Annotated in this window: 5 protein-coding genes; all 5 read left to right on the top strand. The window is 51.4% G+C overall.

Features of this window, described 5'->3' with window-relative positions:
• The first annotated feature begins 14 nt into the window (after window positions 1-14).
• The 5 genes from rpoC to JIN85_RS03955 all read left to right on the top strand — a co-directional run bounded on the left by rpoC (window position 15) and on the right by JIN85_RS03955 (window position 13092).
• On the top strand, window positions 15-4166 hold the full coding sequence (gene rpoC, locus JIN85_RS03975) for a DNA-directed RNA polymerase subunit beta' (RefSeq protein ID WP_200267879.1): 4152 nt from the start codon (window positions 15-17) through the stop codon (window positions 4164-4166).
• A gap of 274 nt (window positions 4167-4440) precedes the next feature.
• Window positions 4441-4872: a hypothetical protein gene (locus tag JIN85_RS03970; RefSeq protein WP_200267877.1), complete on the top strand. Its 432-nt coding sequence runs from the start codon at window positions 4441-4443 to the stop codon at window positions 4870-4872.
• A gap of 17 nt (window positions 4873-4889) precedes the next feature.
• The gene (locus tag JIN85_RS03965; RefSeq protein WP_200267875.1) at window positions 4890-8474 is read left to right on the top strand and encodes a hypothetical protein; all 3585 of its coding nucleotides are present in this window, start codon (window positions 4890-4892) and stop codon (window positions 8472-8474) included.
• Window positions 8471-9181 carry a hypothetical protein gene (locus JIN85_RS03960; RefSeq protein WP_200267873.1) on the top strand — a complete coding sequence of 237 codons (711 nt, stop codon included), beginning with the start codon at window positions 8471-8473 and terminating at the stop codon, window positions 9179-9181. Before JIN85_RS03965 ends, JIN85_RS03960 begins: the two co-directional genes overlap by 4 nt.
• A gap of 443 nt (window positions 9182-9624) precedes the next feature.
• A complete protein-coding gene (locus JIN85_RS03955; protein ID WP_200267871.1) occupies window positions 9625-13092 on the top strand; it encodes a discoidin domain-containing protein in 3468 nt (1155 codons plus the stop codon).
• Window positions 13093-13128: the final 36 nt, after the last annotated feature.

The following is a 13128-nucleotide window of genomic DNA, read 5'->3' as shown; positions in this document are numbered from 1 at the left end:
ATTCCTGATTTAACATGAGTGTCGACAACAACCTTCGCGAACTTTTTGGCGTGGACGAACGCCCCGAGGCTTTCGATCAAGTCTCGATCACGGTGGCTTCTCCGGAAGTCATCCGCTCTTGGTCCAAGGGCGAAGTGAAAAACCCCGAAACCATCAACTATCGGACCTTTAAACCTGAAAAAGGCGGTCTCTTCTGCGAGCGCATTTTCGGACCAACCCGCGACTGGGAGTGCGCCTGCGGTAAATACAAGCGCATCAAGCACAAAGGCGTCGTTTGCGATCGCTGCGGTGTTGAGGTGACTCTGAGCCGTGTGCGTCGTGAGCGCATGGGCCACATCGAACTGGCGGTGCCGGTTTCCCACATTTGGTTCTACAAGTGCATGCCATCCCGCATCGGCCTCATGCTCGACATGAGTGCTCGCCAGCTGGAGCGCGTGATTTACTACGAAGACTACGTGGTGACCGAGCCAGGCAACACCGCGCTTGAGCGTGGTCAATTGCTGACCGAAACCGAGCTGCGTGAAGCGGAAGACACCTACGGCGACGGATCGTTCCGCGCTTCCATGGGTGCCGAGGCAATCCAAGATTTGCTCCGCCAGGCTGACCTCGCTGAGCTGACCAAGGAACTCGAAGCGGAACTCGAAACGACGCGCTCGAAGCAAAACAAGAAGAAGCTCTCGAAGCGACTGAAAATCACGCAAGGTTTCGCGATTTCGAAGTCGCGTCCTGAGTGGATGATCCAGACCGTGCTTCCCGTGATTCCTCCGGACCTGCGTCCGCTGGTTCCATTGGAAGGTGGACGCTTTGCGACCTCCGACCTGAACGACCTCTATCGTCGTGTGATCAACCGGAACAACCGTCTGAAGAACCTGCTTCTTCTCAAGACTCCGGAAGTCATCATCCGCAACGAAAAGCGGATGCTGCAGGAAGCTGTGGACGCCTTGTTCGACAACGGTCGCCACGGCCGTGCCGTTACCGGTGCAGGCAACCGTCCGCTCAAGTCCCTCAGCGACATGCTCAAGGGTAAGGGTGGTCGTTTCCGTCAAAACCTTCTCGGCAAGCGGGTCGACTACTCCGGTCGTTCCGTCATCGTCGTCGGTCCCGATCTCAAGCTCGGCCAGTGCGGTCTTCCGAAGAAGATGGCGCTTACCTTGTTCGAACCCTTCATCATCCGCCGCCTGAAAGAACTTGGCTACTGCCACACCGTTCGTTCGGCCAAGAAGATGATCGATCGCAAGACCACCGAGGTTTGGGATATTCTCGCTGAGGTCACCAAAGGTCACCCGATCCTTCTGAACCGCGCCCCGACCCTTCACCGTTTGTCGATCCAGGCTTTCGAGCCGAAGTTGATCGAAGGTGAGGCGATCCGCGTTCACCCGCTCGTTTGTACCGCTTACAACGCGGACTTCGACGGTGACCAAATGGCGGTGCACGTTCCACTTTCCGTGGAAGCACAGATGGAAGCACGTCAGTTGATGTTGGCTCCGAACAACATCTTCTCGCCTGCATCCGGCCGTCCGATCACAGTTCCTTCCCAGGACATCATTCTTGGAACTTACTACCTCACTTGGGCAGGTGTTCGCACCCAGAAGGATCGCGAAAAGCAGGAGCATCTCCCGCTGTTCGAGAACTCTTCCGAAGTCGAGTTCGCCATCGCTTCCCGCAAGATCGAATACCATTCCTGGATCCGCATCCGCAATCAGGACTACGGCAAGAAGACGGTTTACGGTGATTCCGATCTGAAGATCATCGAGACCACTCCAGGCCGTGTTCGTTTCAACGAAATCTGGCCGGAAGGCGTGGGCTTCATCAACCGCAACGTCGGCAAGAAGCAAATCGGTGACATCATCTGGCGCTGCTATCAGGTGGCCGGCAAGAAGCGCACCGTGGAAACGCTGGATGCTCTGAAAGCCCTCGGCTTCCGCGAAGCAACTCGCTCCGGAACCTCGATCGGTATCGTTGACATGGTGATTCCTGAAGAGAAAAAGGAAATCATCGCCAACGCCTACGCCGAAGTTGAAAAGGTCACCAAACAGTATCGCAACGGTGTCATCACCGACGGCGAGCGCTACCAGAAGGTTGTCGACGTTTGGACCCAAGCCACCGACACCATCGCGAACGCGCTTTATCGCAAGATCGAGCACAACGATGGTAAGGCTAAGGCATCACCACTCTTCATGATGGTCGATTCCGGTGCTCGGGGTAACAAATCGCAGATCAAGCAGCTCGGCGGTATGCGCGGTCTGATGGCCAAGCCATCCGGTGAAATTATCGAACGCCCGATTATTTCGAACTTCCGTGAAGGACTTTCGGTGCTCGAATACTTCATTTCCACCCACGGTGCGCGTAAGGGACTTTCCGATACCGCGCTGAAGACGGCGGACTCCGGATACATGACTCGTAAGTTGGTCGACGTCGCGCAAGACGTGATCATCACCCAACAGGATTGCGGCACCGTGAACGGAATTTCCGTGGCTGCGATTTATGACGGTGACGAGGAAGCTGCATCCCTAGCGACCCGCGTTTACGGCCGCGTTTCCTGTGAGCAAATCAAAGACCCGGTCACTGGCGATGTGCTGGTGGACGTCGATGATGTCATCACGGAAACCCAAGCGAATGCGATCGAGCGCATCGGTGTGCTGAAGCTGAAGATCCGTTCGGTTCTCACCTGTGAGGCAGAACGTGGTTGCTGTGCGAATTGCTACGGCTTGAACCTTGCGACTGGCTTGCCAGTGAAAATCGGTGAGGCTGTCGGTATCATTGCAGCGCAATCGATCGGTGAGCCTGGAACCCAGCTGACCATGCGGACGTTCCACGTCGGTGGTGTGGCGGCAGCGACCTTCAAGCAGCCGATCATCAAGGCGAAGAATTCCGGTCGCTTGGTTTACAAGGACCTTCGCACCGTGCAATCGGCAGAAGGCGATTGGGTCGTGCTGAACAAGAACGGCACCATTTCCATCCGCGATAAAGGTGGTCTTGAGCTCGAAAGCCACAACATCGTCATCGGATCCGTGATCTCCATCAAGGATGGCGAGGACGTGAAGAAGGGCGATACCGTGGTCACATGGGATCCTTACAACGTGCCGATTCTTACGGAAAAAGGCGGTAAGGTTGAATTCCGCGACATGATTTCCGGAATCACCGTTGCCAACGAAACCGATAAGGAAACCGGCAAGAAGGGGATGGTCGTCACCGAGCACAAGGAAGACCTCCACCCACAAGTCGTCATCATCGATGAGAAGACCAAGGAAGTAAAAGCCAGCTACTCCATTCCGGTCGGCGCTCACCTTTCCGTGAAGGAAGGCCAAGTCGTCACTGGGGGAACTCAGCTTGCAAAGACTCCGCGGAAAGTGGCTCGCACCAAGGACATCACCGGTGGTCTTCCGCGGGTTGCCGAGCTTTTCGAAGCTCGTAAGCCAAAGGATTCCTGCGTCATCGCGAAAATCGATGGTGAAATTTCCTTCGGTGGCAATGTCCGCGGCAAGAAGAAGGTCATCGTTACCGACAAGGCGACCGGCGAAGAAGTCGATCACCTTGTGCCGATGGGTAAACACGTGGTCGTCACTGAAGGTGACCAAGTGAAGCGTGGTGACCAAATCACCGAGGGCCCTGTTTCTCCGGAAGATCTTCTGGAAGCTTGCGGTGCTCAGGAACTTCAAGAGCACTTGGTCAACGAGGTGCAGTCGGTTTACCGCGTCCAAGGCGTGGAAATTAACGACAAGCACATCGAGGTCATCATCCGTCAGATGCTGCGCAAGGTGAAAATCACCGAGCCGGGCGACGCTGATCAGTTCCTCTGGGGTGATCAAGTTGATCGCACGACCTTCAAGCGGGTGAACGCTGAGATCCTTGCATCCGGTGGTAAACCTGCTGAAGGCGAGCCAGTTCTGCTTGGTATCACCAAGGCGTCGCTTGAGACGGACTCGTTCATCTCGGCCGCTTCCTTCCAAGACACCACCCGTGTCCTCACGGAAGCTGCGACCTTGGGCAAAGTCGACTACCTCACTGGCTTCAAGGAAAACGTCATCATGGGTCACCTCATCCCGGCTGGAACCGGCTTCGACTGCCATCGCGAGTCAGAGTTCGAATTCACCGTCGAGGAGCCAGAGCCGATCGTCCAAGAGGTCGAATCGGTTGAGGACGAGGAAGGAATTGCTTCCGCATAATCCTGACCATCACTCTAACACCCCGTCTCACCAAGTCCGGTGGGGCGGGGTGTTTTCGTATCAAAGCCTATTTCTACAAGATGAAATAGCCCTCAAAGTTGGTTTTTCTCAGGCAATGGAATGATTTGCGCTGTGGGCTGGAGTTCACCGAGCGAATTGAAGAATATGCTGGACAGAGCACACAATGTATTTACCATGTGAAGTGAAAAGCGGGTGCGGAATCTACTGAGATGGATTTTCGTTATCCACAAATATCGCCGTTTCATGTTACTTCATGAGTGATCCTTTCGTCATTTGCGAGTCCGGTCGCAGGATTGATTCGAGCTTGGTTCAAGCTCGGGCACTTCCTTTGCTGGGTTTGCGTAAAGTTCCAGAAATGGCGGAAGCTAGGAGAAATAAAACTCAATCCCTCAAGCCAAAGCATTTTTTGTGCAATGGGCCATTCTCTAGATCTCACTCCAAGAGAACGCTTTTTGTGGCTGCTCCAGGATTCTGCCAGCTTCAGCCTTGCCAAGTGGAGCAGAGCAACAGATTTTTTCCCGCTCTGAACCACCATTTCAACACAGGCCACATCACGGAAGAGCCAATCGGCATAGCTCTTTCTGGTGATTTTTTAGACAATTTCCGATCCAAGCCCGGTGACTCCTTGCTCAACGTAGCAGATGAGTCCACTTTTACTGAAACCCCAGCCCTGATGTTCGTTTGATCGAGCACGAACCAATTATGAAAAATCCAATTCATTTCACTCCAACCAAAGCGAGGAAGCGTCGCCGCCGCATAGCCCGGCGCATGAATGGCTTTGCGCTGATCGCAGTCATGCTGATGATGGTGTTGCTGCTTGTTCTCGGCCTCGGCTTGATGTCGCTGGGCGCGATTGGTCTCAAGACGACTCAAAACAATGATGCACAACAAATCGCAAGTGCAAACGCAAGATTGGCTCTTGCCATGGCCATTAACGAGCTGCAAACCCAACTGGGAGATGACCGCAGAATCACCGCTGATGCCTCCATTCTCGGCGATGGTGTCGGCCGTCCGAATTTGGTAGGTGTATGGAGTTCTCCTGGGCGCCCGGATGTTTTGGATGACACTCAAGCCTCAGGCCCTTCCTATGATCAGGAGAAAAGCAGCGGCTTCAAGAAGTGGCTCGTCTCGTCGGAGAAGATGTCTGATACCGAAAAGGAAGAGTATGCCAAAAGTGCGGTTGTAGGAGATGGTATTGAGCTATTCTCGGAAGATCTGGATGGATTCAGCACCATGGCGGAGAAAGTTCCGTTGACCGATCCTGAAGGCAAACCGAAAGGCAGTTACGCATGGGCAGTCAGTCAGGCCGCTACGAAAGCATCAATTGCAATCGGAACCGATGAAGAGCGGGTGGTTGAAAACGATGCTGTTGTGGCTCCAACTCGACCCAACGTTGGTCTTTCAGACATTGCACAAAATCCTGATAGTGGCTGGGACACCCGGGCTGCAAAAGTTTTGACGGTCCAGCAAGCTGCTTTGGATCCTGAATACGGTCTCGATCGCAAAAGTGCGGCGCGTCTCGCTAGAGAGCACACCACGACCTCACTCGGAGTGCTATCGAGTGTGACGAATGGCGGGCTTAAAACTGACATGTCACTCGGCTTTGAAATGAGTGACAGTGACTTTGAGAAAACCAGCTGGAATAATGTAACCAACCCATTTGCCCTCGGTGGTGGCAGCAGCAACAGTACCACGGAAACACCGTTGTTCACGGGAGTGGGGACTGGTTCTGTCCAGTTCGTGGTGAATTACAATCCGGTTATCCGAACCTACAATCTCGATGCGGGTGCTGCACCGACATTCAATGCCCTGCGTTCCTTCTATCGGATTCCGCACCACATGTATAAATCTGATGGAACTCCTACCGTTTTCACGCGGGAGCAAACCAATCCGAATTACACCGTTATCGATTCGCCTAGAGGTTCAGAGACCGCGATTAACCCAATTCTGGACCGGATCTTGCTGTACGTTTCCTTCACGCTCGGAGACGGTGACCTTCGTCGTGGCCGCCCCATCAAGTTGGTCTTCACCCCGGTGATCACTCTCTGGAACCCTTACAACGTTGCCATCGAGTCCGAAGGCTTCGTTGCCTATCCTTGGATGGACGAACCATTCCAATTTACCTGCACCCTCAATAAAGGTGGTACCGTATCAACCGCTGGCTTGGATTACATCTCAAGATCGATGGGACGTGGTATGGGAGTGGGTTGGGTGAACTCGGGTCACGGTCGTATGGCAGAGCCTTACTATTTGTGCAAAATGACATCAACCGGAAATGATAATGGTGATGTCAGTGATCCGATCCACTTTGGTCCGGGTGAAGTGCGTGTCTTTGTTCCTGCAAGTAGTGAGATTGTTACGCTTCCAGACCCAGGCAACGTTGCGCTGAATAAAGTCGATCGCAATCGTTCTGTGTTCCTAAAGCCTGTTAACTCCGCTGCGGAGTTAAAGGTTCAAGGCGGTATCGGGGTTGATTTGACCAAACTTACCGGTAACGGCACTGCGTCTCCGCCAACGATATCTGCGGCAACGGATACCATTTCCTTCCGGACCTATTTCAACCGTGGCTCCTACTTCTACTTCCAAACCTTGGAAGGTGCATACCGAATCAAGAATCCGGATGTGAACTCGTTTGAACCAGGTCAAACGGTTGCCTTGAATATCCCGCCAATTGAAGAGGTTCAAATTTACAAAGGAACCCGTACCGATGAGAACGTTTATTCTTCCGTCGTGAGTGGAGCGGATTTGATTTCAGGAACCCCGCAGATCGTGAGTGTGATCGAAACCTTCCACCGCACAGCGGCCAATTCAGGAGACCAATCGCCTTCTGATATTGTTTACACCGTTAATCCGAGACAGCGGTATACCAATACCATGATTTCGGGTGCGCAGACATTGCCGAATTCGCATTACGATTCCTCAATTGCCTCAACCCGGACAATTGCTGGCGATGTTTTGCAAACGACTACCAACGGCCGCCTCTCCTTTTACGGTCTAAATAACTCTTCAGGTGGTGGTAGGGAGCGTTTGGCTTTCTTCGAGATTCCCGAAGAACCGATGCTTTCGATAGCTCAGTTCCAAAATGCTGACTTTTCGGATTCATCATTCATCACATCCTATCAGGTCGGAAACTCTTGGGCATCTCCATTCATTCCGATCGGTAGTGTCTCGAAGTTGCTGAAGAAAACTTCGTCTCCGGATGCCCAGCAGATCTATCCAACCGGATTGAGTCTGTATGATATCCCATATCTGATGAACGCCGCGCTTTGGGATGATTATTACTTCTCCTCCATTGCTCCCGAGCTCTCATTCAGCTCAAGGAAGGGTTCGCCTGATGTTTGGGATGATGAGCAGTCTCAAACCGTCAAGGGCATAGACTCGATTGTTTCAGATTGGCTTGAAGATCCAGTGAAGAATCCACTGCGCAACCCACGTCATATCTTATATCGCGGTGGCCTCACCGATGAGGAAATTATCGATCAGCTGACTTCACCGGAAGGTTGCCGTTATGCAAGTTCGCATATTTTGGTTGATGGTTCCTTCAACGTGAATTCCACCAATGTCGCCGCCTGGGAAGCAGTTCTTGCGAGTTTGCGTGACAGTAGTCTGAACGTTGAAGATATTGAAAACAACAGCACCTCGTCAAAATCGTTCAATGGCTCGACTCCAATGCCAAGATTCAGAAACCCAATGGGGGAAGCTGACGATCTCTGGACAGGATACCGCGAGCTTAGCGACAGCGATATCAAATCCTTGGCTAGTGAAATCGTGGATGAAGTCCGCAAGCGTGGCCCTTTCCTGTCCCTTGGAGAGTTTGTAAACCGCCGTCTTGTTAGTGGGGATCTTGGACAAAAAGGCGCACTCCAAGCGGCAATTGATAACTCAGGACTCAATAAACAGTCATCAGTTTCTTCGTTCGATCCACTTGGATACCCAGAACGCTCCAACATTCCTGAAGCAGACACTGGCGTCGGACTTCCTGGCTGGCTTACTCAAGCTGACCTTCTAAACAGCTTGGGACCGATCATGTCGGTTCGATCTGATACGTTTACGATTCGTGCCTACGGTGAAGCGAAGGACAAATACGGCAAGGTGCTGGCCCGTTCATGGTGCGAAGCGACTGTGCAACGCGTTCCGGATTGGGTTGATCAATCTGATCCAGTTTGGGAATCTCCTGAGAATGTGAATGAGGTGAACCAGACATTCGGTCGTAAGTTTGAAGTGGTATCATTCCGTGAGATAATGAATGAAGAATTAGATAACCAAATTGCTAAAGAAAACTCATGAAGACTGTTTTTCTCAAATACGCTATTGTTTTGTGGGTGACCATCCTTCCTGCAATGGCACTTCCTGTCCGATTTCTGGCATGGGATGGCAACATCTCCGGCCGTGATTTGAAGGTCCTTTCTGGTGAAGAAGGTAAAAAAATCGAAGGTCTCAATCAGACTCGAAAAACAGCGCCTTATCGGGTTGCTGTTGGCGATGATCATATCGTCTATCTTCAAGCTGCGGATCGTAAAGATGCTGAAGGAAAGCCTGTGGTTCTTCGAATTCCGATACTTCCAAATGTCAAAGAACCGTTAATCTTGTTGTTGCCGAATCCTAACGAGCCTTCGGGCATCACGGGTATTCCATTCGAGGATAGCTCGGACGGGTTCAAATTTGGCTCATTCCGGATGCTGAACATGACCAAAGGCCAATTGGGCTGTGCTTTCGGGAAAGACCGAAAAGTATTGAAACCGCGCGGATCAGAAGATTTTGCGCCGGGAGGAACCACGCCGACCCCAATTGCGTTTGTTGGTCCAGCAAGACCGAAAGATCCCTTATTTACCTCAGTTTGGACACCTGATCCTGATATCAGAAATCTTGTGATCATCGCGCCAGGCACGGATCCACGTCTTGGACCTCTGGCAATCAAGATTGTTCCTGAGTCTCGAGTCGATTTCGAGATGCAGCAATCGCTCAATAGTGATAAAGAAAGTAACGCTAACTGAGCAATCAGCTTTAAATTACTAAATTCTAAGAGGAGCGGGGGATTGGCCTCGCTCCTTTTTTGTACTGTTATAACAATTTCAAACTTTAGGGTTATTGAATTTAAAACAAATGATATACATGGATGGATTCACGATTGCTTGCGAGTCGTAGAGGATCAATCAAGTTCAAGATATAATTGACCTTGCGTTTCAATTATTACTAATTGAATAATGGTGTGTTGCATTTGGCATGATTCTTCGATTTCGCCTGAATTTTAGGCCGATAAATTACTCTAAATTGAGGAATTGTTCATTTCTCCACTTGGGATGTGGCATATTGGCTGCTATTGATGGGCATCATTGCTTGTGTCCGGGAATTCCGGGCTGCCTTGGTGCGCCCATATGCAACGCTTATGGCAATCATGGCGGTTCCGAGTTTCCGGGCTGAATCTCAAACATCGACTATGAAACCGAAATTAAAACTCAACGGCAGATTTCGCGCTATTAGCGCAATCGCTGCGGTCATTACCACGACGGTATGCTTCACTGCTTCTGCTCAAGCACTTTCAGAAGTAACGTATCAATACTACCGATTCACCACAACCGCTGCGAACGGTGGAGATGGTAACTATGAGCAACAGCTCTCAGAAATCGCATTCTACAATCATGGCGTCCGTTTGAACTTAAACGGAAATCTAACATCTGGTGATGCGGTTCCAGTCACAGTTACTGAACAAGGTGTCGATCCTGTTGAGGATGATGCAGAAGGACCAATGAACTTGGTTGATGGTTTGCTGACCACGAAATGGTATAGCGGAGGTGCTCCTGAGGATACGCCAACTGCCTACACCCCATTGGTGTTTGCCTTTGAAGCGCCTGTCACGATCAGTTCTTATGATTTTGCCTCGGCGAATGATTACATGTATCGCCATCCCCGTTCCTGGACGCTTGAAGGAAGTAGTGATGGTGTGAATTATACTGTGATTGACACTCGCACAGACGTTGCTCCGGTTAGTCGTGATTCGTATTTTGCTTACCAAGGAGGATTTGATATCCCTTCTTCTTCCGGATTGACTTTCGACTATTTCGATTGCTACCCAGATCCAGCCATTGTAGCTGCGGGTGATACATCGTCACTTGGATGGGGAATTCTTGGAGACACTTCGACAGGAGGGGCTCCAACATCGATCACCCTTATGCCGGGCAATATCGATTTGACCTCATTGAGTCAGACTACGACTTCCGGAACACAAACCACCACCTATGGTTACATTGATCTCACGTCAATCGATCCTTCGGGAACCTATACGATCGTAGCCAGTAATGCTAATGGGACCGTATACCAGGACTTCAGCTATCGTGTTGTCGATGGAAGTTCTGTCACCTGCCAATATGTGCGCTTTACCCCACTAGCATTCCGCGGTACGCCGAATTCCATTCAGCTTTCTGAGTTTGAATTCTACAATGGAGATACCTTGGTTCCCGTTACTTCGGTAACCAACCCAAATGGTAATACTCCTGCAGCTGAAGGCGTGGCGAATGTTATTGATGGTGATTATAGCACCAAGTGGCTCGATTTCAATAAAGGTGGACTGGTGTTCAATCTGGGATCTTCCCAAACATTCGATAGTTATCAATTCGTGACTGCCAACGATGCAATCGCTCGCGATCCCGTCCAATGGCAAATGGAAATCAGCAATGATGGTACGACCTGGACAGTGCTCGACTATGTAGGTAGCGGCGGATTCGTCTATCCTACCCCAGAAGCCCGGAATACCGCGACTGGTAAAATCAAGTTCCCGGATCCAACTGCATCCACTTCCACCCCAATCGTTTGGGAAGGCACGGGTGAGACGGCACCTTGGGATACATTTGACGTCGCTTACACCGATGGGGCGACTGTGTTGTTCGATGATACGTCTGAGGCAACCGCAATTAATGTAGATGCATCTGTTGCTCCTGGTGAAATCATTTTCAACAACAGCTCTAAGGATTACTCACTCCAAGGTTCGGGACTGTATGGTTCTGCCAATCTTGTGAAGAATGGAAGTGGCATACTTTCCCTTGATTCCGACAACTACCTCAGTGGTTCGGTACAAGTGAACGCAGGCACTCTCTCAGTGAATTCCGGCTTGGCCTTTGGTGACCCTCTCTCTCCGGGAACACTTTATATGGGCGCTGGCACGACACTTGAGATTCAATCGACTGTTGCTACCAACCGGGTGTTGTCTTTGACAGATGCAACTGTAGACGTCCCAACGGATGTTTCGTTCTACCATTATGGCAAATTGATTCTGGATGGAACGTTTACCAAAACGGGTCCTGGTCTGATGAAATTGAGTGGTTACGGCGGCTCCACCACTTCAGGAGCTGATTCCCATGAAATCGTCGTTGAAGATGGTGTGTTGGACTTCTCGACCGATATGTTTAACCAGACGGTCTTCAACACCCGTTTCTTTGCCACTGCACGTGGATCGGGTGTGTTGAGAGCATCTGCCTACAGCGGATTCGGTGGTGACTACATCGAATATGTTCCAACGATTGGTCAGCTCCGTGCAGAAGACGGTGGCACGATTGAAGTGACCTCTGCGATTCAGTACTTTCCGGTTGGAACCGTTACGAATGATGAAGGTGTCGCTCAAGGCCGTGTCGTGCTGAGAGGTGCGAACCTGGTTCTCACTGGGCAAACCGAAACCTCTCGTGCGGATGGAACTGCTGCTGATGGCACCGATGCGACTCGGACAGTGATTTCGACGGAAGCTTCTGATGTTACCTCAAAGATCACCGGTCTTTACGTGGTGAACCGTCAACATGCGGTTTTCGACGTGGCAGATGGCCCGGTTGGTTATGATCTTGAGGTCGACGCATTGGTTGCTGGAGCCTATGGAATCATCAAGGAGGGCGACGGAGAAATGTTGTTCCTCTATCCAAATAGCTATCAAGGCAAGACCACGACTTACGTTCAATCCATCGATAACCCAACCAATGATGCGAATTTTGACCAAACGAATGTTACTGCAAAGGCGTTCGACTTGGCTCAAGGAACTGTGATTCGCGGAGGCTTGCTCACTGTTGCTAACCTCGAAGGCAGTGGCACTGGCGATTCACCAGTGCTCGTCGAAAGTGGCGGCACTCTCGGTGGAACGGGTTATGTTGCTGGCACTGTTGAAATCGACGGTAGTGTTGCACCTGGTGATCCATCTTACGGGCTTCCTTATGGTGCTCTGAGCGTGGGTTCAACGGTCCTCACCGGCACATACAAGTGGGAAGTGAATGGAACAGGCCAACCAGAAGCTGGTTTGGGCCTTGAGACAGGAGCTGACTTGCTGATCGTAAACGGCGATCTTGATGTCACAGGTGCAACTCTTTCGGTCATTCCAACCGGCGGTGGTTTCACTGCAGGAGCGACCTACGTGATTGCGAAATACACCGGCACTCGCACTGGTGAGTTTGCCTCGGTGACCTCCGGATACGCGCTTTCGTATGACGATGAGGCGAAGGAAATCACCATCACTTATGATGGTTCCGAGCCACAACCGACTGCATATGATACCTTCATCGCGAACAGCGGACTCACTGGAGACGATGCCGCTACCGATGCAGACCCGGACAACGATGGCTTTAGCAACTTGCTTGAGTTCGTTCTCGCCTCGGATCCAACATCGGCAAGCCTCGCAGATGCGCCAACCAGCACGGTTGATACCGAAGGTAATTTGGTGTTCATCTTCCGTCGCAATTCCGATTCGACCTACGTGAACCCAGGCGTTGAATACAGCACGAGCCTCACTGGTGAGTGGACCGCTGCGGATTCGGCAACGGTCACGGTTGAAACCAATGGCTTCGCCTCCGGGGTTGATAAGGTGACTGTCACCTTGCCAGCATCCCTCGCAGATGGCGGCAAACTCTTCGCTCGCCTCACTGCGACGCTCTAAGGGAATCGCCCGATTAAGAAACGTTATTCAAGCCGC

Origin of the sequence: Luteolibacter pohnpeiensis (genome assembly GCF_016595435.1) — a bacterium.
GTDB lineage: Bacteria > Verrucomicrobiota > Verrucomicrobiia > Verrucomicrobiales > Akkermansiaceae > Luteolibacter > Luteolibacter pohnpeiensis.
This window is presented reverse-complemented; position numbering and strand designations above follow the sequence as displayed.